The following is a 24244-nucleotide window of genomic DNA, read 5'->3' on the forward strand; positions in this document are numbered from 1 at the left end:
TATCGGTCGGAGGGGTGGCTTTGTAAAGCCGTTTGTCTCCACCCGCGTAGCGGGTGGTTCAAAGCTGGCCGCTGCGCGGCCAGCAGACTAAAGTCTTGAATAAAAAGGGCGCGTCCATACGGACACGCCCCTGTGCACAACAATGCAAAGAACGACTTAGAAGCTACCGCGCTTCAGGAAGTCGGGAAGCTCGAACTGATCGTTGCCGAAGTTAGGAAGCTCGGTGCCACCGACGTTGCGGGTCGGAGCGGCCTGAGCCGGACTCGTGGCAGGAGCGGTGCGCTGCGGCTCAGCGGAGGCAGCGGCCTTGCTCTGAGACTGCTGAGCAGCAAAGAGCTCGTCCTGACGGTTGACGTTGGAGTCGGAGAAGCCCGTAGCGATGACGGTGATACGCACCTGATCGCCCAGGGACTCGTCGACAACGGTACCGAAGATGATGTTGGCCTCGGGGTCGACGGCGTTGGCGACAACGTCGGCGGCGTCGCTGATCTCCTGGATGCCCAGGTCCTTGGAACCGGCGATGGAGAGCAGCACGCGCGTGGCGCCATCGATGGAACTCTCGAGCAGCGGGCTGGAGATGGCCTGCTGGGCAGCGTCGACGGCACGGGTGTCCCCAGAAGAGGTACCGATACCCATCATGGCGGTACCGGCCTGCTTCATGATGGTCTTAACATCGGCGAAGTCCAGGTTGATGATACCGGGGACGGTGATGAGGTCGGTGATGCCCTGGGTGCCCTGGGAAAGGACGCCATCGGCAATCGCGAAGGCCTCGAGCATGGTGGTCTTCTTCTCGGCGATGTCGAGCAGCTTATCGTTAGGGATGACGATCATGGTGTCGACGCAATCGGAGAGGGTCTTAATGCCCTCCTCGGCGCTCTTCTTGCGCTTGCGGCCCTCGAAGGTGAAGGGCTTGGTCACGACGGCGACGGTCAGCGCACCGACCTCGTTCATCGCGATATCGGCAACGATGGGAGCAGCGCCGGTACCGGTGCCACCGCCCTCGCCGCAGGTGATGAACACCATGTCGGCGCCAGCGAGCGCCTCGGCAATGTCGTCGCGGGACTCATCGGCAGCCTTGCGGCCAACCTCGGGGTTGGCGCCGGCGCCCAGGCCGCGGGTAAGGTCGGTGCCGATGTGCACCTTGATATCGGCATCAGAGATCGCGAGTGCCTGAGCATCGGTGTTGATGGCAACAAACTCGACGCCGCGGATGCCCTCTTCGATCATTCGATTGACCGCGTTGGTACCGCCGCCGCCGACGCCGACCACCTTAATGACGGCAAGGTAGTTGTTGATCTCTGTCTCGTGCATGTCGGTCCTCCGAACAAAGGTTATAGCCATAGCATGGGTCGACCCCTGCGCACATTAACCTTCAGGTTGAAAGTAAATGCAAAGGTAAACCGTATTATGTTTGCACATTATGAACGTATCAGTCAAATAATTGACCGTGAAAACCAAACAAACCAGATAAACGGCGTGGTATGGCCCCTCAACAAAGCATCAACCAGCGCTACGAGGTCGGAGCGTTCCTAAATGTATAGTTACCCGGAGAGCGCACATTGATATACGTTACGCCCTCTACCTGCGAAAGCAGCTTGGTGACTACGCGCTCCTTCTTGACGATATCGTTCGAATCGCCCAGCGACACCTCAATGCCGTTATTGAGGTTTGCCGAGATGGCTTCGACCGAAGGCGTGGAAATATCCTTGACTTGTCCCAAGAACTCGCTCGAAAAACCACGCACATAATCCAAGCCAGCCTTAACGGCCTTGGAGCTCACCGCCTGGCCGGAAACCGGAGCGACATCCGCCGAGACATCAGTCAACAACACCGCGCCATAGTGCTTAGCGAGCGCCAGCGCGGCATCAATGCCGGTCAGGGTATTTGAGCCCTGCCCTGTCGTGATGACGTTGCCCTGGCCATCCACTTCGACCGACGTCGACAGCGGGGCGATCCAGGTGTCATCATCCCCGATGGCCCAGGCAAGGTCATCGGAGCTGATATAGGCAATTGCGATGACCTTGCGCTCCATAGGCGTAATGATGAGCGTATGCGGGAACTGGCGCTGGACATCCACGCCCGAGACCCACGGGTTCTGCTTGAGGTCCTCGGTAATCTGGTCGGGATCGACGTTAAAAAGCGACGTTCCCTCGGGCAAATCGATCAGCTGGATAGCATCGTGCTTCGTCACATGCTCGCTGCCTTGAATCTGAATATCAGTGGCGGTAAACAATCCAGAGTTGATCACCACGACGGCAACGACGACGAGCACGGCCAAGACGGCCAGAACGCCGCCCACGATTTTGCCTTTGCCTGTAACGAGAGAAGCGGCGTCTGACGTTTTATTTGCCATCGCCCCAAGTGAAGACAACGGGTTGACGCCTTTTTTACCCGAAGGCTTCTTGGCGGTAGCCGGCACCGATGTCAGCGAGCGCGGTTTCGATGCGCCCAGCGTGCGACCCGGACGCGCCGCCTTAGTTCCCGTCGAGGGCTTAGGAGTTGCCATGGGACGGGCAGGCTTGGCGCCCATAACAGGCTTTGACGTCACCGAGGGACGCGAGGACTTTTTTGCGGCCGGACGATTACCGAGCTGAGAGCCGACGACCGGACGACTGGTCTGTCGAGCATGCCCGACAGACTTAGAGTGCGCGACGGTATTGCGTTGAGGTTTGGCAGGCGCGCCGGAACGCCCTCCGGCGCGGCGGAAGGTGGGTTTCGATGCTCTAGAAGCCGAGGAATTTAACTTCCGGTCTGAGCTCGATGCCATACGCCTCCCTCACCTTTCCGTGCACATGTCTGATAACCGCGGCAACGTCATCGGCCGAGGCGGTTCCGTTATTAACGATAAAATTAGCGTGAACGGGCGAAACTTCCGCGCCGCCAATCGAAAAACCCTTTAATCCACAATCCTCGATAAGCTTGCCCACACTCGCATCGGGCGGGTTGCGAAAGACCGACCCGCAGGATGCGCGACCCATGGGCTGCGTACGCTTGCGCCTCGTCAGGTACCGCTCCATGCGCTCGCGAATGTCGGCCTTGGGCGCCGGTTTAAGCTTGAGCACGCACTCGAGGATAATCTCATTGCGGGGAAGGCTACATTCGCGGTAGCCCCAAGTGATCTCGGACCCCGCATAATGCTTGATACCGGATGCCGGGTCAAACGTTACGACATCCTCAACCAGCGAGCCAATCCACTCGGTCCGTGTGCCTGCATTCATAGATATCGCACCGCCAACCGAGCCAGGGATGCCAACGGCAAACTCAAGGCCCGAGAGGCTACGCGACAGGGCATCGTTGACCAGGCGCGCAAACATCACGCCCGCACCGACCGTCAGCGTACAACCGTCATCGGCAACAACCGTGCGCTGAAACTCACGTCCGAGCGAAATGACGGCACCGCGATAACCGCCATCGGCAACCAGCAGATTGGAGCCCTTGCCGATGATGACCCACGGCACCTGCTCGCGATCGAGCACCGCCACGGCGCGGCGGAGGGCATGATAGCTATGGCACGTCACAAAGAGGTCGGCCTTGCCGCCGATACGATAGCTCGTATGACGCGCAAGGCGCTCGTCCTCGATCACATCCGTGTCGATCATGCCCGAGAGCGCCATGACGGCGTTAAACAGACCCATTAGACTTAAGCGTCTTTCTTGGCAGTCAGATACTCGATAAACTCGGGACCGACGGTCGTAACGTCACCGGCACCCATAGTGAGCAGCAGGTCGCCCTCGCCCACCATCTGCTCGAGCTCCTGATTGAGCTCAAGACGGCTGGAGCAGTACACGACCTCCTTGCCAGGATGCTTGGCGCGCACGGTATCGGCGAGCATCTTAGAGGTGACACCCGGGATGGGCATCTCGCCAGCCGAGAACACATCAATCAGCAGCAGTTTATCGGCATTGGCAAATGCATCGGCAAAGTCGTCGCACAGGGCCTGCAGGCGCGAATAGCGGTGCGGCTGGAACACGACGTCGACGTGCTTGTAGCCCAGCGACGAAGCGGCAGCAAGCGTCGCTTTGATCTCGGTGGGGTGATGGCCGTAATCATCGACCACGGTGATGCCATCGATATCGCCCACGTGGGTAAAGCGGCGGCGAACGCCCTCAAAGCTCGAGAGCGCCTTGGCGGCGGCGTCGATGTCAAGGCCCAGGACATGGGCGACGGTGAGCACCGCCGTGGCGTTGAGCATGTTGTGGCGACCGGGATTGCTCTTGATCTCCACGGCATGTTCAGTGCCATCCTCAAAGCGAACGATAAAGTCACTCTGGATACCCTTGACATCCGGGTGCATGCAGACGATGTCGTTGCTCTCGGCAAAGCCGTAGGAAAGCACGTGACGGCCCGTCGACTTGGCGAGCTCGACCAGATGCGGGTCCTCACCGCAGACGATGACGGTGCCGTCCTCGCCCACCAGGCTCATGAATTTGGCGAAAGTCGCTTCGATCTCCTCGATACCCGAGTAGTGATCGAGGTGATCGGCCTCGACGTTGGTCACAATGACTACGTTGGGGTTCAGGAACAGGAAGGAGCTGTCGGACTCGTCGGCCTCGGCGACAAAGTAGTCGCCCGAGCCGTTCTTGCCGTTCGTGTCATAGCCCTCGACGATGCCGCCGATCAAGAAGCTCGGATCCAGACCCATGCGGTCGAGCATGGTGGCGCACATCGAAGACGTGGTGGTCTTGCCATGCGTGCCGGCAACAGCGACGGTGATGTAGCCGTGGCCCAAAGCAGAGAGCATCTTGGCACGGGGCCACACGGGAATACCAAGCTCGCGAGCGCGCACGAGTTCGGGGTTGGACTCCGGAATAGCGGTGGAGACAACAACCACGTCGGGCTTGACCTCGTCGATCGTGGCGGCCTCATGGCCCACATGCACCTTCACGCCAGCGCGGGTAAGCTGGCGGATATAACGTGACGTCTTAAGGTCGGAGCCGGTAACGGCATAACCGCGCTCGTGCAGAACGAGGGCGATGCCGCTCATGCCGGCGCCGCCGATACCGATAAAGTGGGCGCTCTTAAACTCGGGCGCGGAGGTTGCAGTCTGGGAATCAGCCATGTGCTCGTGTACTCCTTGCGTAAACACTGCCTGTAACCCGTTAACTGTACCGCACCTACCGCATCAGCGCGAGGGCGACCGACGATATCCCGTCTAACTAACGCAAACCCTCTACCGCATCCGCCAGAAGAGCGGCGGCCCTATCCTGAGCCAGACCACGCGCCGCCTGACGCATGGCGTCGCGCGCCGCCGCGTCATCGACCAGGTGCAGCAGTTCATCGGCAAAGGCAGAACCGTCGATATCGGCATCGGCGCAGAGCACGCCGGCCCCGGCGTCGACCAGATACCGGGCATTGGTGGTTTGGTGGTCGGCCGTCGCATGCGGGTACGGCACGAGCACCGAAGGCACGGCGAGTGCAGCGATCTCGGCCACGCTCGATGCGCCCGAACGCGAGAGCACCAAATCGGCAGCAGCCAGCATATCGCCCATGTTGTCGATGTAAGGCTGGACGCGGTAATGCTTCGCCTCCTCGGGCGTCAGCGCCAAAGCGCGCTCGGTCTCCTCAAAGCCGTCGGCACCCGTCGAATGCAACACATAGAGGTTCTTGCGCGAAAGCAGCTCGTTTTTGAGCGAAGCCACACGCTCGTTGAGGTGCTGGGCGCCAAGTGAACCGCCAAAGACGAGCAGCAGCGTAGCGTCCTCGGGAACGCCAAGTGCCTTGCGGCCGCGAGCGCGATCGCCCTCGATCACCGAGCGACGTACGGGGTTGCCGGTCATGAGCACGTGGTCAGGGTCACCTTCGCGCTCAAAGACCGAACGCGCTGCCGGCACCGAGATGCACACGCGGGCGGCGTGGGAGTTCATCATCTTGTTGGCCAGGCCCGGAACAGAGTTCTGCTCATGCAGCAGATACGGAACGCCCGCGCCCTTGCACCACCCCAGCAGCGGAACCTCGACATAGGCACCAAAACCAATGGCGGCATCGGGCTTGCCGACCTTTGAGAAATGACTGGCGAGCGCACGCTTGGCTTTGTTGACGCGCCACAGCGAGGTCAGCGCCGTCCAAGGACGGGAGCGGTCGAAGCCCGTGACCGTAATGGGCACAAAATCAAACCCAGCCTCGGGGACCAGACGACCCTCGAGCTTGCGCGACTGGCCCACGAACACAACGTGGTGGCCACGGTCACGCAGCTCTTCGGCCAAGGCGAGCGCGGGGTTGATGTGTCCTGCCGTGCCGCCGGCTGCAATAGCAACGGTCATTTTATCGGTCATGGTAGTCCCTTCGTACACGCGGTCCCTGGTCGTCGGTACGCAGACGCGCCGACGGGTCCGAGTTCAAATCGATTCGATTATATCCGCCGCCCGCGTTGCGAGGGCTGGGGCGCTGCGGACGACCTTGCGGAGCCATTCGCGGGCGTGGACGAGCTGCCGGCTCGGATGCAGAACCATCCAGAACGGTAAAGCCGCTACGCGAAGGTCGTTCACCGCGCACATGGGCTACGCCGGCGGTGCTCTCGTCCATAACGGCAAAGCTCTCACGGCGGCGGTCATACTCATCGCGGCGGGCGCTCTCGTACGAAACGCGCAGGATCAACCCGGCAAGCATAAGCGACACAATAATCGACGAACCGCCGTAGCTAATAAACGGCAACGGTTTGCCCGTCATGGGAAACACGTTGAGGATGCCCAGCGCGTTAATCAAAAACTGCACTGCGAGAATGACCGCGGAGCCAGACGCCATGAGCGCGCCCCGACGATCGGTCGCCTGCTCGGCAATGCGAAACGCCGAGTAGATCAGCATCGCAAACACCAAGAAGAACAGCACGGTTCCGACAAAGCCGACTTCCTCGCCAATGATAGCCAGGATGTAGTCATTGTGCGCCTCGGGCAGATACGAGTACTTCATGGTTGAGTTGCCGATGCCACGGCCGAACAGACCGCCCGAGGCAAAGGCCATGATGGCAAGCGTGGCCTGATAGCCGTCACCATACTCGTCGGCCCAAGGGTTCAAGGCAACCTGAATACGCACCATACGGTACGGCTCTGCGACAAGCGCAATCACGATCACGAGAATGCCGAAGATTAGCACGCCGATGATAAATCTGGGGTCGAGACCCGCAAACAACGCCATGCACATGAGGGTCAACAGGATGATCAGGACAGTACCGAAATCGGGCTGGATAAAGATCAGAAAGAGCGAAATGCCCAGGTAGATGCCCATCTTGCGAAGGAATTCGTTGATGTTGCCACCGGGCGAAAAGAAGCGATCGAGCATGATGGCCGAATACGCAATGGCAAATGGCTTTAAAAACTCGGAAGGCTGGAACTGAATGCCGGCGATGTTGAGCCAGCGCGTGGCGCCACGGCTGCCGCTGCCCACCAAGAACACCAGAAACAGTAGCCCTATCATGCCTATGAGGAAGATCCTGAGCACATCCTCCCCAAACCAGCTGTCCGGCAAAACGCGCACGATGGCAACCATAGCCAGCACGCCAACTCCGGCAAACGCGGCTTGTCGAAACAGAAAAAACGTCGCCGAGCCATTCTCGTGCAGCGCCTCGACCGAAGACGCCGAGTACACCATCAGCAGGCCAAAGCACACCAAGGTAAACAGGCAGGCCATGAATATCAAACGGGGGCGCATGATACGGGCGGGAACGCCGGCAATATAGCGTTCGCTAAACGTCTGCCTGCCGCGACCGGAACGCGGTGTGCTGCGCCGCGAGGAAGCACGGTCCGAGTCGGGCCTCCTCATACCTTGTCGGGGGCTCTCCTCTCTCACCGGCAACCCCTATTCCATTTGCGATTTCGCCGCAGCGGCAAGCTGGGCCACATAGTCCTTAAACACGCGGCCGCGCTCCTCATAGCCCGAGAACTCATCGAACGAAGAGCAGGCAGGAGAAAGTAAGATCACGTCGCCACGGCTCGACAGCGAACGGGCGACGTCCACGGCATCGCGCAGGTCATCCGCCTGGGCGATATCCACGTCACCATCGACATCGGCCTCGTCCATAGCGGCGGTAAAGCGCTCGCGCGCATCGCCAAAGCAAACGACCGAGCGCACGTTGTCCATAACGACGCGGGCAAAGTCCGCAAGCGGCGTACCCTTATCGTGGCCGCCGAGCAGCAAAATCACATCGTCGTCGGGAAACGCCGTCAGGGCCTTTTCGACTGCATCGGTGTTCGTTGCCTTGGAATCGTTGACGTAGCGCACGCCATCGATCTCGCCACAGGGCTCAACGCGGTGCTCCAGCGGCTGGAACGATGCCAAACCACGGCAAATGCCCTCGGGATCGGCACCGACGGCCAAAGCAGCCGTGGCAGCACATAGGGCATTGATGACATTGTGATGGCCCGAGATCTTGAGCTCGGAAGTGGCGACAAGCTGAGTCTCGACGCCCTTCAGGCGGACGACCAACTTGCCGTCGCGCACAAAGGCGGCGTCTGCACCCTCGGGCTCGTCAAAAGCGACCTTGCAGATGCGGCGGCCCGGCATGTAGATGTACTCATCGAACTCATGGATGCCGGCATCCTCAACGTCGATAACCACGAGGTCGTCGTCGACCATATTCTCGAACAACTTGATCTTGGCAAGCGCATAGTTCTTGTGGCTCTTGTGCCAGCCCAGGTGGTCGGGCGTGATGTTGAGCAGCACCGCCACGCGAGGATGAAGCTCGGCGGTCGTAGCAATCTGATAACTCGACAGCTCGGCCACAAACCACTCATTATGTGCGCGGCCGTCGATCTCGTTCACGGGCGGCTCACCGATATTGCCGACGGCCACGCTGGCTTCACCGGCGGCCTTGAGCAGATAATCAGTCAGCGACGTGGTAGTTGTCTTGCCGTTGGTGCCCGTGATGGCAATCCAATTTTGGGGAGACAAGCGATAGGCAAACTCGGGCTCGCCCATAATCTGAGCGGCATGCTCACGCCCCGCCTTAAAGAAGGACGAGAACTCCGAAATACCCGGGCATGTCACGCACACGTCATAGGCGCCCTCGACCTGTTCGGCCCCATAGACAAACGACGCACCAGCAGCCTCGAGCGCACGCGTGGCGTCATTGGGCTCAGAGGTGCCGCCGCCATACACGGTAACGGCGCTTACGCGCTCGGGATGTGCCAGCGCCCAGCGGGCGACATCGAGACCGGATTTGCCCTGACCCAAAACGAGCAGGCTAAAGACATCAGCAAGAGGCATGAAAGACCACTATCCCAACTGGAAGAACAAAGCAAGGCCAACGGCACCAAAGGCCGCAGCGATAATCCAAAAACGGATGACGACCTTGGTCTCGGCCCAGCCCTTCTTTTCGAAATGATGATGGATGGGCGCCATAAGGAAGACGCGCTTGTGCGTAAAGTGGAAGTAGACAACCTGAATCATGACCGACAGGGTCTCAACGATAAACAGGCCGCCGATGATGAGGGAGACGACCTCGGTGTTGGTCATGATGGACGTGCAGGCAAACGCGGCGCCCAGGGCAAGCGAGCCGGTATCGCCCATAAAGATGCTCGCCGGATAGCAGTTGAACCACAGAAAGCCCAAGCAGGCACCGGCACACGCGGTGCAGAAGATGGACAGGTTCACGTCTCCGTGTAAAAACGCCATGGCAGCCATGGCGAGCATGGCGATCATGGAGGTGCCGCCAGCAAGACCGTCAAGGCCATCGGTCAGGTTCACGGCATTAGAAAGACCGGCGATCATCAGCCAGCAAAAGACAACGTAGAGCCACGGGAACGAAAGGCCGCAGATGGTGGTCGAAAGAACACCGAGGTCAATCGTCAGGCCGCCGGGAAAACGAATCTCGGGGGCGACGCCGCACCAGTTGACGGCAAGTACCGTAAAGGTGACACAGATAATGGTTAGGCCGATCATCTTGGCATGAGGCGTCAGACCGAGCGAGCGCCCGTGCGTAACGGAGGTCAGGTCGTCGATCAGGCCCAGCACGCCGGTCGCCAGCGTGGCGAGCAGCACGAGCACGAGCTCGGTGGTGAGCTTGCCCATCAGCAGGCAGGTCAGCGAGATCGCGACGAGGATGACAACGCCACCCATGGTGGGCGTTCCCTGCTTAACCAAATGACGCTTGGGGCCGTCGGCACGAACCTGCTGGCCGATACCCTCGACCTTGAGCAGCTTGATCCACCACGGCATGAGCAGCAGCGCAATGGCAGCGGCGATGCCAAGCCCCAAAAAAGCCTGATACGTTGGATACGAGGGATTGCCGAACATGGGCTAGCACACACCTTCCACAAAGCGGTCGAGCTCAACAAAACGGGAACCCTTGACCAGTACAACATCATGTTTTTCAAGCGCGCCGCCCATGCGGTCGAGCACCTGCTGATAATCGGAGAACACCTGGATGCGGTCCTCGTCCATGCCCATCATGCGCGCGGCATCGGCCATAAGCTGGGCCAGCTCACCACCCACGCACGCCAGCATGTCGAGCTTCTTGGCGGCGGCATAGGCGCCCACGAGCTCATGCATGCGAGGAGCCTCATCGCCCATCTCGCCCATCTCGCCCAGGATCGCCATGCGAGACCCCGTGCACGAAAGCGAGCACAGCAGATCGAGGCCAGCAGCCATGGATTCGGCACTGGCGTTATAGGAATCGTCGATGACGCGGGCACCGCTCTTGGCGCGCTTGATCTCTTGGCGGTGACCGGTGATCGTGAGGCCCCTAAAGGCAGCATCGATCTGCTCGGGCGTCACGCCCAGGCGATAGGCAACCGCGGCGGCCTTAACGGCATTTGGGACGGACTGCACGCCGGGGATGGCAAGCATGGTATCGATTGTCTCGCCCTGACCAAAATCGAGCGTAAAGACCGGACGGCCCTCGTCATCAACTCGAACGTCGCGGGCACGGACCTCATCATCGTCCGAGACGCCGGCCAGCATCACGTCGATACCAGCAGGCTGGGCGAACGTATCGCGAATGAACGGCGTAAAGTCGTCCTCGCCGCCCAAAACCAGCAGCGGCAAGAAGTCGCCAGCGGCGCACATACCCTGGACAATCTCGGCCTTAGCGCGGGCGATGTTCTCGCGGCTACCCAAAATGCCGATATGAGAGGTACCAATCTTGCTCACGATGGCAAGGTTGGGATTGGCGGACTGGGACAGGCGCTCGATCTCGTGGAAATGGTTCATGCCCATCTCGAGCACCAGGACCTCGGTATCGGCCGGAGCGGAAAGCACCGTGAGTGGCATGCCGATCAGGTTATTGAAATTGCCCTTGGTGGCCCAGACACGATAGCGCTTGGCGAGCACAGCGGCGAGCACGTCCTTGGTCGTCGTCTTGCCGATGGAACCGGTAATACCAACGACCAGGCAGCCAAGCTCCAGACGGTACGTGTGCGCCAAACGCAGCAGAAACTCCTCGGGATCATCGGTCAGCAAGATGGCACAGCCCTTGTCCTGCGCCAGCGAGACCAGCTCGGCCTCGGGCTCACGCGTCATCACGACGGCGCCGGCACCCGACTGGACGGCACGGGAAGCAAAATCATTGCCGTCGACGTTTTCACCGGGAAAGGCGACGAAAATCGTCCCTTCCTCGACCTGGCGCGAGTCGATAACGCACCCGCGGCATACCCGATCGGCTTCTCCCGTCACGGTTCGGGCCCCTGTTGCGGCCGCGAGGTTGTTGACGGCGATCTCTATCATTGCAGCTCCCCTGTAAACCTAATAATGCTATCGGCGTATTGTATCCCAGCGCCGCGCATGCGTGGTGCAGGGCATGTGAACACCCCTCATATGGGACAACAAACCACGCCCCAAAGATTGTAACCCCCTACTTCGTGTGCGGGATACCCAGCACGTCGAGCGCGTTGGCCATAATGGACTGGAACGGCACCGCAGCGGCATCTGAGCCGCTCGGCGTTCCGTCGAGCGTGATATAGCACAGCACCTTGGGCGATTGTGCCGGTGCAAAACCCATAAAGGACGACATGTAGTTCTCCTTGAGGTAGCCGCCGTTCTCGTCGGCTCGTTCGGCCGTACCGGTCTTACCCGCCACGTCATAGCCGTCAACCGCGCCGCCAACGCCCGTTCCCTCGGACACGACCGTCTGCATGCACGATGTCACCTGGGATGCGGCGTCCTCCGAAATCGCGCGCTCGCCTTCGCCCCAGTCCTTCTCGTCGCCTTTGCTGGACTTATAGAAGTGCGGGGTCATCATCACGCCGCCGTTGGCGATGCCGCCCACGGCACGTGCGATCTCAATCGGCGAGACGGACAGCGCCTGTCCAAAGCTCATCGAACCCAGCGTGGCGCCGTCATACTGGTCACGCTCCTTGACGATGCCCAGGCTCTCGCCCGGAAAATCGACACCGGAGCTGTGACCTATGCCCCACTTGTCCACATAGGCGGCAAAGTCATCCGCACCGATCTTGCGCCCCACCAGGACAAAGCCCACGTTGGACGAACGGCGCATCATCTCGCGCACATCCATGGTCATGGCATAGTCGCGCTTGTCGGCATCGGTGACGGTATCGTCACCCACCTTGATGCTCGCCGGCACCTCAAACGACGTACTCGATCGCACGACGCCCAAGTCGAAGCCGGCGCCCGCCACGAGCGTCTTAAAGACCGAGCCGGGCTCGTAGGCGTCGGTGACCAGGCGCAAGTTCATATCCTCGGTCTTGGCGTTTTCCAGATCGGTCTGGTCGTAGGTCGGGTACGAGCAGGCGGCGAGAATTTCACCAGTCGTGGGGTCGGTGACCAAAGCCGAGCCGTTCTTGGCCTTTGTCTTCTCGACAGCCTCCGCCAAAGCATCCTCAGCCGCTCGCTGCATATTGACGTCGAGCGTCGTCACGATGTCAACGCCGTCGACCGCAGCCACCTTTTTATAGGCACCGCCCGCGATATAGCTGCCGTCCCTCGCGCGCTCGCGCACGAGGGTACCATTCGTGCCGGTCAGAAGCTTGTTGTATTGCTTTTCGAGACCCGTCAAGCCGTCGTTGTCTACATTCACTACACCCAGCACCTGCGATGCCAGATTGCCGTATGGATATACGCGCTTCATGGCCTGCTCAAAAAGCACGCCGGGCAGGTTCTTCTTCTCCAGCGCCGCAGCATCGTCTTCGTCCACCTGGCGCTTGATATACACCCAGGTGCCATCGGACTCGACGAGCTTGCGGCAGGTCTTTTTATCGATTCCAGTTGCCTTGACCAGCGCCGACACCGTCTTGTCAACATCCTCGACAAGCTGCGGGTTCACGGCGATGTTGCGACATTCGACCGACGACGCCAGCACGTTACCGTTGCGGTCGTAGATGGTGCCGCGCTTGGCATAGAGGGTCTGTGCAAGCAGGCGGCGCGCATCGGCACGCTCGCGCAGTTTATCGGCTTCGACAATTTGATAGTCGGCAAGGCGAAAGACGCCCAAGCTCAAACCAAGCCCGATGAAGCCCATGATGGCTTTGCGGCGAGGCAGAGGCGTGCCTGTGAGCCATTCGGTCGACGAACTCTTGCGCGACCTGGTGTTATGCATTTGAGGGCCGTCCGAGCCGCGAAGTCGCGACGCCGGGTCGTTGCCACGGGACTGCCCGGCGTTGTAAGATTGCCGACCCGTTCCTTGATAACCAGAACGTCCCCGCGACGAGGGACGTCCAGAACCGCGGCCCCCATCGGAACCGCGGCGATAGTCATTTGTCATACTCAGCTACCGTCTTGCTACTGAGCGGTCGCGGTCGCGTTGGCGCCCGCGGCTGCATCCTGCGAAAAGTCAAGTGTAACGCTCTCGCTGGGCTCCACCATGCCATAAGCGCCCGCAAGGTCGCGAATGCGCGTGTCGGCGCCATAGACCGAATGCATGACCTCCAGGTCGGAGCTCTCATCGGTCGCCTTTTCGAGCGTGCTGGTAAGCTCGGCGTTGCTGTTGAGCACCTGGGCCGTAACGCCGGCGAGCGCCACGCGGGCGACGCCGATCGTCATGAAGATAGCCGCAATGATGCAAAACGTTTTAAGAACGCTCATGAAAACCGGGCTTACCGCCTGGTTTGCCTGACGGCCCGCGCCCGTGTAGACATCAAAGCGCGGCGCGCGCTGCTCACGGGGAGCAACGGGGGCCTGCGGCGTCTCACGATAGGCGGGCATGGCGTTCATATCATAGGCGAGTGCTGCGCTTGAAGTGTTGTAGCCCATGATATGCCGCCTCCCATCCCGAGTACGTTGGTAGTGTGTTTAAGCTTCGTTTATGGTGCGAGCGGGAGGTCCAATATCGCGCGGTCGCGCCTACAGACGCTGCGCCACGCGGATTTTGGCCGATCTCGCCCGAGGGTTGCGCTCAACCTCATCAGGCTGGGCAACCAAGGGTTTGCGGGTGATGACCTTGAGTATCGGCACGTTGCCGCACACGCACACCGGAATCTCCGGCGGACACGTGCACCCCTGGCTCATCTCCTTAAAGTGGTTCTTTACGATACGGTCCTCGAGCGAGTGATACGAGATGACGCAGATACGTCCGCCCGGGTTGAGCCACCTGGTGGCGGCATCAAGCCCTCGTTCGAGCACATCGAGCTCGTGATTGACCTCGATGCGAATGGCCTGGAAACTTTTCTTGGCCGGGTGTCCGCCATGCCGACGAGCGGCAGCCGGGATACCCGCCTTGATGATCTCGACAAATTGGCCGGTGGTTTCGATCGGTTCTTGCTCGCGGCGGCGCACGATCTCGCGCGCAATCTGCGAGGCGAACTTCTCTTCTCCGTAGACGCGTAGAATCCGGGCGAGGTCGTGTTCGTTATAGGTGTTGATGACCTCAGCTGCGTTTAAGGTGTTATTACCCGGATCCATCCGCATGTCCAATGGGGCGTCCTCGTTATACGAAAAGCCCCTGCCAGGGATATCGAGTTGCGGTGACGAAACGCCCAAATCGAACAGGAAGCCATCGACCCCGGGCACCTCGGCCGAGCAAAGCAGCTCGTCCAAGTCGCCGAAGTTGCCCTTCAGCAGCTGGTGCGGAACGCCGGGAACCTCGCGGTCCAGACGGGCACCAGCGGCCTCGAGGGCCATGTCGTCCTGATCGACGCCGAGCAAAAGGCCCGTCTCCCCCACCTGCGCGGCCATCTTTACCGAATGGCCGGCACCGCCAAGGGTGCAATCGCAGACAACGGAGCCGCTCTTTAGCCGCAGCGACTCAAGCACTTCGCCGAGCATGACAGGTTCATGCCGATATTCTTGTGTCAAGATCCCACGCTCCATCCGTTACCCGTGCCTTGCCCTTACGAGAAGAAGAGGTCCAGCAGGGCCTCATCGTCATCGTCCTCATCGGCCGCGGCGCGATCCCAAACCTCAAGGTGGTCGTAGTTGCCCACAACCGTGACCTCGCGGTCGAGGTTCGCCTGCTTGCGGAGAGACTCGGAAAGACCGATACGACCGGCGCTGTCCACGTCCATCGACGTGGTGCGCTTGTTGATCGCCCTCATGAGCTTCTGGTCGTTGATGTCACGCGGGTTAAAACCCTCGTGGCCCTCACGACCCGCGAAGAGTCCTTCGACCCACTTATCGAAGGCCTCGGCAGAGAACACGTACAGAGCATCGACATCCAGGGCTTTGAACACGCGAACGTGCTCTCCAAGCTCCTCGCGAAGGGGTGCAGGCAGGGATAGACGACCTTTTGCATCGAGATTGCGCTCGTATGCACCCGTCATTCCCATGTGCGCCCTCCCCTCGGTTACTCAGATGGCACGTACGCGGGGAACCACCCCGCCTGTCGACGTCATCAATAATATGGGGAACCGCCCCATTTTTCAACACCTTTCCCCACCCCTTCCCCCACCCCGCCCCACCACTCCACCCTCAATATGTTGTAAAACACCCCCGAGCATATGTTCGAAAACACAATATGTTGTGTTTGCAGCAAAGGCGTGATGCCACCTGTAGAACCACGCCCGCGAACCTCAACCTTCAAGTTGACCTTGAGGCGATTTTTACGTCCCTTTACACGCCGTTCACATCGCCCCCAAACTCCCCCACCCACGACACACACGGCCCACCACCGCGTCGGTGTCTGGCGAAAAATGGGACGGGCCCCAGATTGCCCATGCGCGCAAAAGTGCGTCTCGGCAATCTGGGGCCCGTCCCCTTTAATATTTATAAATATGCAGGTCAGCGAGGTGCTAGCGATGTGCCAGCGGGTGCGCCGCCAGATAGACCTCGGTCAGTTGCGTACGATCGACATGCGTGTAGATCTGCGTGGTCGATATATCGGCATGCCCCAAGATCTCCTGTAGCACACGGAGGTCTGCGCCGCCCGCAAGCATATGGGTGGCAAAGGAGTGACGCAGCGTATGGGGATGGAGCCCCACCAGTCCCACCTGGCGCCCGTAGCGCTCACAGATGGCATGGATGCCCTGGCGCGACAGACGGCGGCCGTTCTTATTTAAAAAGACCGCCGAGGTCTCGGTTCCGCGGGCATGGACCGCCAAGCGAGAACGCCCCTCAGTTACATAGAGCGTCAGAGCTCGCGCCGCGCTTCCCACCAGCGGTGACAGGCGTTCCTTTGAGCCCTTACCGCGAACGAGCACAAAGCCATCGTCGATATGGATATCGCCCACATCGAGCCCCACCAACTCGCTCACACGTAAGCCGCATCCGTAGAGCACTTCCAAGATGGCATGGTCGCGCAAGCCCATCTCGCCCTTGGGGAAGTCTTGATCGAGCAGCGCCGAGACATCCTCCACCGATAGATACTCCGGCAAACGCTCAGCCTTTTTAGGCAGGCGCAACGCCGCCGTTGGATTTTGGGCCACAGCCCCATCGCGCACCAAAAAGGCATGCAGGCCCTTCACGGCCGCAAGCGCACGCTCCACCGAGGCATCGGAATAGCCCCCATCGCGACGGTCGGCGACAAAGCCCTCCACGACCTGACGGGTCACCTCTTCAAAAGACACAATACCCGCCCGCTCCAGATAGGCGCAGTACGTCGTCAGGTCACGACGGTAGGCCGCAATCGTGTTGCGCGCCAAACCCCGCTCGACCGCGAGGTAATCGAGATACTCCCCCGCCGCCACGGCGAGCGACGAGGGAGTAGCTTCGGTATGTTCCTTATTCGCCGGCACCCTTAGTCCGTAGCGAGGTTCATGGGCGTCACCTGCAGACGGTCGACACCCTCGTGCTGGCCGATCGAAGCGCGCACGAACTCGCGGAACAGCGGCTGCGGGTTGGTCGGGCGGCTCTTGAACTCGGGATGAGCCTGGGTTGCCACATACCACGGATGCACGTCGCGCGGCAGCTCGACCATCTCGACCAGGCGCTCGTCGGGCGACAGACCCGAGATAACCAAGCCGGCGTCCTCGAGCTGGTCACGGAAGGCGTTGTTGAACTCAAAGCGATGACGGTGACGCTCGTAGACGAGCTCCTCGCCATATGCCTCGCGAGCAAGGGTATCGGCGGCGAGCTTGCACGGATAGGCGCCCAGGCGCATGGTGCCGCCCTTCTCGGTCACGTCCTCCTGCGAGCTCATCAGATCGATGACGCTAAACGGGCCGTCCGGATCGAACTCGGAGGAGCTGGCGCCGGCAAGGCCGACGACGTTGCGGGCGAACTCGCACACGGCCACCTGCATACCCAGGCAAATGCCCAGATACGGAATCTTGTGCTCACGGGCAAACTCGGCCGCGAGGATCTTGCCCTCCAGGGCGCGCTTGCCAAAGCCGCCGGGGACCAGGACGCCCGAGGCGTCGCCCAAAACCTCGGAGACATTCTGCTCGTCGAGGCTCTCGCCGTCGACCAGCTGGACGTCCACATGGCGATCGTAGAAGACGCCCGCATGGTGCAGGGCCTCGATAACCGACAGATACGCATCGGGCAGCTGCGTGTACTTGCCCACGACGGCGATCTTCACCTTGTCGGCGTGATGGTTGGCGTGATTCTGTTTGCGCAGGAACTCATTCCACTCGCTCATGTCGCGCTCACGCGGGTCCAGACCCAAGCGCTCGCAAATGCGCAGGTCAAAGTCCTGCTCGGCAAGCAGCTGCGGAACATCGTAAATGCTCGCGCAGTCCTCGTTGGTAAAGACACAATCGGTGTCGACGTCGCAGAAGCTTGCGATCTTTCCGCGGATAGCGTCATCGATATGGTGGTCGGAGCGCAGCACGATGATATCGGGCTGGATGCCAAAGCTGCGGAGCTCCTTGACGGAATGCTGCGTGGGCTTGGTCTTGACCTCGTGGGCGGCGGCGATATAGGGAACGAGCGACACGTGGATGTAGCAGACGTTCTCGGGGCCGGCCTCCTTGCGGTACTGACGGATGGCCTCGACAAACGGTTGGGACTCGATGTCGCCGATCGTGCCGCCCAGCTCGGTGATGACTACATCGGAGCCGGTCTGCTCCTCGATGCGGCGGAACTTGTCCTTAATGGCATTGGTGACGTGAGGAATCACCTGCACGGTACCGCCCAAAAAGTCGCCGCGACGCTCGCGGGCGATCAAGCTCTTATAGATGGCGCCGGTCGTAAAGTTGGAATCGCGGGTCAGGTTCTCATCAATAAAGCGCTCGTAATGACCCAGGTCCAGGTCGGACTCGTAACCATCCTCGGTAACGAAGACCTCACCATGCTGGAAGGGGCTCATGGTACCGGGGTCGACGTTCAGATACGGATCGGCCTTCTGCATCGTTACTTTGTAGCCACGCGACTTGAGCAGACGGCCCAGCGAGGCCGCGGTGATACCCTTGCCCAGGGACGAAACCACGCCACCGGTTACGAACACATGCTTGGTCATATTGAGTTACCTGCGCTTCCCGTAGAAGTTGTTTATCCACATCTTACGGGTCTTCATTGTAATACTCGCGCCGCGGACCGTTCGCAATTTTTCTCGCGTGCGATTGCATTTCTCAATCTTGAAACAAAACGCCGCCCGGTTTCCCAGGCGGCGTCGCTATGGCAAGGGTTACATGCTGCTATCGATCAGCAACCTCGTCCTCAAGCATTTCTTGAACGAGCATGCCGGTACGGACGCCCTCAAGATACCACTCGCCACGTTCGGTGAGGCAAATGCCATTTGCAAGCTGACCGCCGTCGTCGCTATAACGCGAGACGACATCAATCATGCCTTCGGAATCCAAGCGATCGATTGCGGCGCGGGCACGATACGGCGAAACCCCCACGCGCTCGGCAAGCGTTTTGCGCGAGAAACCATACGGCCCGCCATTGTCTTCGGTTTGCTGGTCGATCTCCATCAACACCAGCACCTCGACACGCTTCATATCGTTGACACTCGCACGACCCTTGCCCGCCATAGCAGCCTCCTCAAACCGAGCACGAGCATCTAACGCGCCGTGCGCGACCGACACACCTCACGATGGCAGGTAATATCCATCATGCGGCATCCCGCTAAGGATGAAACAGTTACGGTTATTGTATACCGCTCAAATTGTTTCTAGGCAGGTAAACAGCTATTTTTCGCCGAAATAGGCGCTTTATTGATCAAAAAGCCGTACCGGGCGCTAACCCGATACGGCCAAAATGCAATGCAATTACCGCGGTGCTTCAAACTTAGCGATGGAAGAAACCGCGGCGCTCAAACTTGGGCTCGCAGCACACGTTGATACCCAGTTTGCGCAGTACCGTCTCGTCCGTCGGCGAGATAATCACGCTAAAGAAGGCATCGCAACCGCGCAGCTGCTCCAGGCCCGAAAGGACGCGAGCGGCCGTCTCACTCGTGGCCGAGGTGATCGACAGCGCCATAAGCGTCTCGTCGGTGTGGAGGCGCGGGTTTTTGCTGCCCAGGAAATGCGTCTTGAGCTTGCTGATGGGCTCGATCGCTTCATCGCTAATGACCTCGAGCTCAAGGTCGACGCCCGAGACATGCTTAAGTGCATTCATGATGAGCGAGCTCGCAGCGCCTAGGCGCGTGGAAGTCTTGCCGGTCACCACGGAGCCATCGGGCATAACCATGGCACCCACGGGACCACCCGTCAGCTGCTCCCTGGTGAGGGCCGCCGAGCGCGCCGGTGAGTAGTTCTTATCGATGCCGGCTTTCTTCATAATGATCTTGAGACGGTCGACTTGCTCATCGCCCACGCCGGTACGGCGCACATTTTCGACCGCGGTAAAGTAGCGGCGGACGATCTCCATCTTGGAAGCGTCGCGGCAGGCATCGTCATCGGTGATGGCAAAGCCGACCATATTGACGCCCATGTCCGTAGGACTCTGGTAGGGGCTCTTGCCCAGGATCTTTTCCATCAGAGCACGGACCACCGGGAAGGCCTCGACGTCGCGGTTGTAGTTGACCGTGGTCTTGTTATAGGCCTCAAGGTGGAAGGAGTCGATGATATTGGCATCGTCGAGGTCCGCCGTGGCCGCCTCGTAGGCGATGTTGACCGGATGCGTGAGGGGAAGGTTCCAGACCGGGAAGGTCTCGAACTTGGCATAGCCGGCGGCCGTGCCATGCTTGTGCTCGTGATAGAGCTGAGACAGGCAGGTGGCAAGCTTGCCCGAGCCAGGACCGGGGGCAGTGACCACGACGAGCGGTCGGGTGGTCTCGACAAACTCATTCTTGCCGTAGCCATCGTCGGACACGATCAGATCGACATCGTGCGGATACCCCTCGATGGGATAGTGCAGCTTGGCGGGAATACCGAGCGCGTTCAGGCGGTTGCGGAACACATCGGCAGCAGGCTGGCCGGCGTACTGGGTGATGACCACAGCCGCGACAGCAAAGCCGTTGCCGCGGAACAGGTCAACCAGGCGCAGCACATCCTCGTCATAGGTAATGCCGAGGTCACCACGAGCCTTGTTTTTCTCGATGTGGTTTGCGTTAATGGCGATGATGACCTCGACATCGTCGGCGATGCTCTTGAGCATGCGGAACTTGCTGTCCGGTTCAAAACCCGGCAGCACGCGGCTCGCATGATAGTCATCGAACAGCTTACCGCCAAACTCCAAATAGAGCTTGCCACCAAACTGCGAGATGCGCTCCTTAATGTGAGCAGCCTGCAGCTCGATATACTTCGCGTTGTCGAAACCCTGGCGCATATATGGCTCCCGTCCCGTTTCCATTTAATGTTCTAGGCGATTATAACGGAGCCCGCCCTCCCCGATACCCAGACCATCAACAGGCACCAACCAAACATCCGTCAAACCTCTTGTCGGACATATTTGGTGCAAACTAACCTGACCCCATTGCACCGCCCCATAACACCAACAATGGCAGCGCCGCAGGTGGAGCAAAAGTCAGCGAAAGCCCGCCAGAGCGAGCAAGGTGACGTGAAAGAGGAGGGCATAGGCCTTTTGGCCATGCCCGACGATTGAACGTCAGATTGCCGCTCTGGCGGGCTTGCAGCGTCGAGTGGTTCCGGCGTTTGGTAAAACGCCGGAACACAAGAGCGCCCCCTCCCGCGCACGGAACGGAAGGGGGCTAAAGGTAGGAGTCTACCGGTGGGTTTACCCCGCCGGACAGACGATGACCAGGTGATCCTCTACAGGATCGTCAAGGTTTCCGTGGGGTACCCGTTGGGTACTTAGATCAACACGCAGGCGACGGTCAGGATGATGGCGCAGACGACGGAGAGCGCGACGATGAGCTTAAGGGCAAACTTGAGCCAGGTCGTCCACTCGATCTTGGCCAGGGCGAGACCGCCCATGATGGCGCCGGAGGTCGGGGTGAATAGGTTCACGACACCGATGGCGGCGGAGAAGATCATGACCATGACCTCAGGCGAGAAGCCGAGCTTAACAGCCAGCGGTCCCATGATGGGCATGGAGACGGTGGCCATACCGGAGGTCGAGGGGATCAGGAAGGACAGGCCGAAGTAGACCAGGAAGCTCATGGGAGCGAAGATCACGCCGGACAGGCCAGCCAGGGCATTGGCGGCAGCGTCGAGGACGAAGACATCGAGGCCGGTGTTAGCCATGAGGACGGAGATACCACGGGCGAGGGCGATGACGAGAACAACGGACATCATGTCGGCAGCGCCGGTGATGAAGGTGTTAACGATCTGCTTCTCGGACAGGCCACCGATGATACCGATCAGGACGGCCATGAGGAAGAACCAGGTGGAAGCCTCGTCGAAGTACCACTGGCCAATGGGCAGGCCGGTGATCAGGGCAGACCAGCCCTGGACGACGGCGTTACCGTCGGCGTCGTAGACAGCGCCAGCGTCGAAGAAGTTGGCGACGCCCTCGTTGAGGTCGGCCAGCGGAATGAAGCCGACGATCATGACGACGAAGGTGAAGGCGAAGGCGATCAGAACACCCTTCTGACGACCGGTGAGCTTGACCTCCTTGTGGACCTCGGAAGCAGCCTTGCCGTGAGCCTCTTCGGCGTCCTTGAGCTCCTGCATCGACAGGATGGTGGAACCCTTGTCAGCCTTGACCTTCTTGGCATAGTTCATCACGAAGAAGATGGACATAGCGGTAGTGACAATCCACAGGACGGCACCGAGGCCGATGATGATGGACTGGTTGACCTCAATGCCAACGCCGGTCAGAGCGTCGACGGCAGCGCCGACGGCGAACGGGTTAACCGTGGAGCCCAGGCAGCCGCAGCCAGCGCCGAGCAGGACGGTAGCGGCACCGACCATGGGGTCGAAGCCAGCGGCCATCATGGTAGCGGCGAGCAGGGCGTAGAAGGGAACGGTCTCCTCGCACATACCATAGGTGGTACCACCGAGGGAGAAGATGAGCATCAGCACGGGAATGAGCATAATCTCGTTGCCCTTAAGCTTCTGCACCAGAACGGCGATGCCGTTGTCCAGGGCGCCGGTCTCGGTCATCATACCGAGGAAGCCGCCCAGGATCATAACGAAGAGGCAGACGGGCAGAGCGTCAGCGAAGCCCTTAATCGGGGCGGTGCAGAAATCGCTCAGACGGGCGGCAGTAACCGCGCCGCCGGACGTGCCGGAGACGATAACGGTAATCACTGCGACAATTGCCAGCAGAGCAAGAAGAATGGTGAACGATGAAGGCATACCGCGCTTTTTCTTAGCGGTCTCAGTCATAGTTCTCATCCCCCCCTTCATAAATCATTTACTGATCTCGCCAGAAGCGGCTCTTCCGTGCCGTGCCTGCCGCTTGATGCGAGATTATTACCAGATAAAACCGCTCGGGGTGTGCAGCAATACACCCCGAGCGAGATGCTAGATGCTCTTACTTGAGCGTGGCGTACATGACAGCCTTGATGGTGTGCATGCGGTTCTCGGCCTCGTCGAAGACCTTGGAAGCGGGGCTCTCGAAGACCTCGTCGGTGACCTCCTGCTCGGTGATGCCGAACTGCTCGCACTTCTCGGCGCCAATGGTGGTGTTGGTGTCGTGGAAGCTGGGCAGGCAGTGCAGGAAGATGGCACCCGGGTTGGCCATAGCCATGACCTCGGAGGTGACACGATACGGGGTGAGCTGAGCGATGCGCTCGGCCCAGACCTCGTCGGGCTCGCCCATGGAGACCCACACGTCGGTGTAGATAACGTCGGCACCGGTGACGCCGTCCTTGACGTCGGTGGTCAGCTTGATGGTGCAGCCGTTAGCCTCGGCGATGGGCTTGCAGGCCTCGATGACGTCGTCAGCGGGCATGCACTCCTCGGGGCCGCAGGCCACGAAGTTCATGCCGAGCTTGGAGCAGACGACCATGAGGGAGCGAGCGACATTGTTCTTGCAGTCGCCCATGAAGACGAGGGTCTTGCCCTTGATGTCGTAGTTGAAGTTCTCCTGGACGGTCAGGATGTCGGCGAGCATCTGGGTGGGGTGCCACTCGGTGGTCAGGCCGTTCCACACGGGCACGCCGGACTTAGCAGCGAGCTCCTCGACGTCGTCCTGGGCAAAGCCACGGAACTCGATGCCGTCATACATGCGGCCGAGAACGCGGGCAGTGTCCTCGATGGACTCCTTCTTGCCCATCTGCGACGAACCCGGATCGAGGTAGGTGACGCCCATGCCCAGATCCATGCCGCCGACCTCGAAGGCGCAGCGGGTACGAGTAGAGGTCTTCTGGAAGAGCAGAACGATGTTCTTGCCGTCGAGATAGCGGTGCGGAACGCCAGCGCGCTTCATATCCTTGAAGTTCTTGGAGAGCTTGAGCAGGTACTCGATCTCCTCGGTGGTGAGGTCGAGAAGCTTGAGGAAGCTACGGCCGGAAAGGTTAACACCCATGGTTTGATTCCTTTCGAAGAAATGAATTACGTAAGTATTAGTGGTGCCCGTTTAACGGGCGAAGCCGGTGCGGTTGTAGGGGGACCGCACCGGAAACGGAAAGACCTTAGAGGTCCTCGCGCCAGAAGGGCATGCTCATGCAGCGCGGGCCGCCGCGGCCGCGGGA

At 60.1% G+C, this 24244-nt stretch carries 19 protein-coding genes; all 19 read right to left on the reverse strand.

All coding sequences use genetic code 11. From position 1 onward, the window contains the following. Window positions 1-156: 156 nt before the first annotated feature. The 19 genes from ftsZ to argF all read right to left on the reverse strand — a co-directional run bounded on the left by ftsZ (window position 157) and on the right by argF (window position 24078). Window positions 157-1311: a cell division protein FtsZ gene (gene ftsZ, locus PGW49_RS09180; protein WP_022094491.1), complete on the reverse strand. Its 1155-nt coding sequence runs from the start codon at window positions 1309-1311 to the stop codon at window positions 157-159. Between the two features lie 199 nt (window positions 1312-1510). Next, window positions 1511-2506 carry a cell division protein FtsQ/DivIB gene (locus tag PGW49_RS09185; RefSeq protein WP_230317456.1) on the reverse strand — a complete coding sequence of 332 codons (996 nt, stop codon included), beginning with the start codon at window positions 2504-2506 and terminating at the stop codon, window positions 1511-1513. A 217-nt stretch (window positions 2507-2723) separates the two neighbouring features. After that, a complete protein-coding gene (gene murB, locus PGW49_RS09190) occupies window positions 2724-3635 on the reverse strand; it encodes a UDP-N-acetylmuramate dehydrogenase (protein WP_006234257.1) in 912 nt (303 codons plus the stop codon). Window positions 3636-3640: 5 nt separating this feature from the next. Then, window positions 3641-5059: a UDP-N-acetylmuramate--L-alanine ligase gene (gene murC, locus PGW49_RS09195; RefSeq protein WP_161144733.1), complete on the reverse strand. Its 1419-nt coding sequence runs from the start codon at window positions 5057-5059 to the stop codon at window positions 3641-3643. Between the two features lie 97 nt (window positions 5060-5156). Next, window positions 5157-6272 (reverse strand): undecaprenyldiphospho-muramoylpentapeptide beta-N-acetylglucosaminyltransferase, encoded by a 1116-nt coding sequence (murG, locus tag PGW49_RS09200; protein ID WP_161144734.1) that lies wholly within the window; start codon window positions 6270-6272, stop codon window positions 5157-5159. Next, window positions 6262-7755 carry a putative lipid II flippase FtsW gene (gene ftsW, locus PGW49_RS09205; RefSeq protein WP_161144735.1) on the reverse strand — a complete coding sequence of 498 codons (1494 nt, stop codon included), beginning with the start codon at window positions 7753-7755 and terminating at the stop codon, window positions 6262-6264. The genes murG and ftsW overlap by 11 nt, the downstream gene beginning before the upstream one ends. A gap of 36 nt (window positions 7756-7791) precedes the next feature. Further along, window positions 7792-9198, reverse strand: coding sequence for a UDP-N-acetylmuramoyl-L-alanine--D-glutamate ligase (gene murD, locus PGW49_RS09210; RefSeq protein ID WP_161115920.1), 1407 nt, complete (start codon window positions 9196-9198; stop codon window positions 7792-7794). 9 nt (window positions 9199-9207) lie between these two features. Then, window positions 9208-10227: a phospho-N-acetylmuramoyl-pentapeptide-transferase gene (gene mraY / locus PGW49_RS09215; protein WP_161144736.1), complete on the reverse strand. Its 1020-nt coding sequence runs from the start codon at window positions 10225-10227 to the stop codon at window positions 9208-9210. 3 nt (window positions 10228-10230) lie between these two features. Beyond that, entirely contained in the window at window positions 10231-11655 is a 1425-nt protein-coding gene (locus PGW49_RS09220; RefSeq protein ID WP_161144737.1) for a UDP-N-acetylmuramoyl-tripeptide--D-alanyl-D-alanine ligase, read from the reverse strand. A gap of 127 nt (window positions 11656-11782) precedes the next feature. Further along, window positions 11783-13483, reverse strand: coding sequence for a peptidoglycan D,D-transpeptidase FtsI family protein (locus PGW49_RS09225; protein ID WP_324249573.1), 1701 nt, complete (start codon window positions 13481-13483; stop codon window positions 11783-11785). Window positions 13484-13665: 182 nt separating this feature from the next. Continuing rightward, window positions 13666-14136, reverse strand: coding sequence for a hypothetical protein (locus PGW49_RS09230; protein ID WP_055309808.1), 471 nt, complete (start codon window positions 14134-14136; stop codon window positions 13666-13668). A 90-nt stretch (window positions 14137-14226) separates the two neighbouring features. Further along, entirely contained in the window at window positions 14227-15192 is a 966-nt protein-coding gene (gene rsmH, locus PGW49_RS09235; RefSeq protein ID WP_006234266.1) for a 16S rRNA (cytosine(1402)-N(4))-methyltransferase RsmH, read from the reverse strand. Between the two features lie 20 nt (window positions 15193-15212). Further along, window positions 15213-15647: a division/cell wall cluster transcriptional repressor MraZ gene (locus tag PGW49_RS09240; protein ID WP_006234269.1), complete on the reverse strand. Its 435-nt coding sequence runs from the start codon at window positions 15645-15647 to the stop codon at window positions 15213-15215. Window positions 15648-16109: 462 nt separating this feature from the next. Continuing rightward, complete coding sequence (xerD, locus tag PGW49_RS09245) at window positions 16110-17051, reverse strand: site-specific tyrosine recombinase XerD (protein WP_270226318.1); 942 nt, start codon at window positions 17049-17051, stop codon at window positions 16110-16112. A gap of 2 nt (window positions 17052-17053) precedes the next feature. Then, window positions 17054-18715 (reverse strand): CTP synthase, encoded by a 1662-nt coding sequence (locus tag PGW49_RS09250; RefSeq protein WP_270226320.1) that lies wholly within the window; start codon window positions 18713-18715, stop codon window positions 17054-17056. Between the two features lie 178 nt (window positions 18716-18893). Further along, window positions 18894-19232 carry a helix-turn-helix domain-containing protein gene (locus tag PGW49_RS09255; RefSeq protein ID WP_040358312.1) on the reverse strand — a complete coding sequence of 113 codons (339 nt, stop codon included), beginning with the start codon at window positions 19230-19232 and terminating at the stop codon, window positions 18894-18896. 256 nt (window positions 19233-19488) lie between these two features. Beyond that, window positions 19489-20970, reverse strand: a complete 1482-nt coding sequence (locus PGW49_RS09260) for a DUF1846 domain-containing protein (protein ID WP_006234276.1) — start codon at window positions 20968-20970, stop codon at window positions 19489-19491. A 485-nt stretch (window positions 20971-21455) separates the two neighbouring features. Next, window positions 21456-22943, reverse strand: a complete 1488-nt coding sequence (locus PGW49_RS09265; protein WP_333494017.1) for a YfcC family protein — start codon at window positions 22941-22943, stop codon at window positions 21456-21458. A 139-nt stretch (window positions 22944-23082) separates the two neighbouring features. Continuing rightward, complete coding sequence (argF, locus tag PGW49_RS09270; protein ID WP_270226321.1) at window positions 23083-24078, reverse strand: ornithine carbamoyltransferase; 996 nt, start codon at window positions 24076-24078, stop codon at window positions 23083-23085. Between the last annotated feature and the right edge of the window lie 166 nt (window positions 24079-24244).

Origin of the sequence: Collinsella aerofaciens (genome assembly GCF_027679495.1) — a bacterium.
Classification (GTDB): Bacteria; Actinomycetota; Coriobacteriia; order Coriobacteriales; family Coriobacteriaceae; genus Collinsella; species Collinsella aerofaciens_AK.

What these genes read in the sequence shown, in the direction of transcription:
- ftsZ (WP_022094491.1), bottom strand. Translation starts at nt 1,311, where the DNA reads ATGCACGAGACAGAGATCAACAACTACCTTGCCGTCATTAAGGTGGTC.
- PGW49_RS09185 (WP_230317456.1), bottom strand. Translation starts at nt 2,506, where the DNA reads ATGGCAACTCCTAAGCCCTCGACGGGAACTAAGGCGGCGCGTCCGGGT.
- murB (WP_006234257.1), bottom strand. Translation starts at nt 3,635, where the DNA reads ATGGGTCTGTTTAACGCCGTCATGGCGCTCTCGGGCATGATCGACACG.
- murC (WP_161144733.1), bottom strand. Translation starts at nt 5,059, where the DNA reads ATGGCTGATTCCCAGACTGCAACCTCCGCGCCCGAGTTTAAGAGCGCC.
- murG (WP_161144734.1), bottom strand. Translation starts at nt 6,272, where the DNA reads ATGACCGATAAAATGACCGTTGCTATTGCAGCCGGCGGCACGGCAGGA.
- ftsW (WP_161144735.1), bottom strand. Translation starts at nt 7,755, where the DNA reads ATGAGGAGGCCCGACTCGGACCGTGCTTCCTCGCGGCGCAGCACACCG.
- murD (WP_161115920.1), bottom strand. Translation starts at nt 9,198, where the DNA reads ATGCCTCTTGCTGATGTCTTTAGCCTGCTCGTTTTGGGTCAGGGCAAA.
- mraY (WP_161144736.1), bottom strand. Translation starts at nt 10,227, where the DNA reads ATGTTCGGCAATCCCTCGTATCCAACGTATCAGGCTTTTTTGGGGCTT.
- PGW49_RS09220 (WP_161144737.1), bottom strand. Translation starts at nt 11,655, where the DNA reads ATGATAGAGATCGCCGTCAACAACCTCGCGGCCGCAACAGGGGCCCGA.
- PGW49_RS09225 (WP_324249573.1), bottom strand. Translation starts at nt 13,483, where the DNA reads ATGCATAACACCAGGTCGCGCAAGAGTTCGTCGACCGAATGGCTCACA.
- PGW49_RS09230 (WP_055309808.1), bottom strand. Translation starts at nt 14,136, where the DNA reads ATGGGCTACAACACTTCAAGCGCAGCACTCGCCTATGATATGAACGCC.
- rsmH (WP_006234266.1), bottom strand. Translation starts at nt 15,192, where the DNA reads ATGGAGCGTGGGATCTTGACACAAGAATATCGGCATGAACCTGTCATG.
- PGW49_RS09240 (WP_006234269.1), bottom strand. Translation starts at nt 15,647, where the DNA reads ATGGGAATGACGGGTGCATACGAGCGCAATCTCGATGCAAAAGGTCGT.
- PGW49_RS09250 (WP_270226320.1), bottom strand. Translation starts at nt 18,715, where the DNA reads ATGACCAAGCATGTGTTCGTAACCGGTGGCGTGGTTTCGTCCCTGGGC.
- PGW49_RS09255 (WP_040358312.1), bottom strand. Translation starts at nt 19,232, where the DNA reads ATGGCGGGCAAGGGTCGTGCGAGTGTCAACGATATGAAGCGTGTCGAG.
- PGW49_RS09260 (WP_006234276.1), bottom strand. Translation starts at nt 20,970, where the DNA reads ATGCGCCAGGGTTTCGACAACGCGAAGTATATCGAGCTGCAGGCTGCT.
- PGW49_RS09265 (WP_333494017.1), bottom strand. Translation starts at nt 22,943, where the DNA reads ATGAGAACTATGACTGAGACCGCTAAGAAAAAGCGCGGTATGCCTTCA.
- argF (WP_270226321.1), bottom strand. Translation starts at nt 24,078, where the DNA reads ATGGGTGTTAACCTTTCCGGCCGTAGCTTCCTCAAGCTTCTCGACCTC.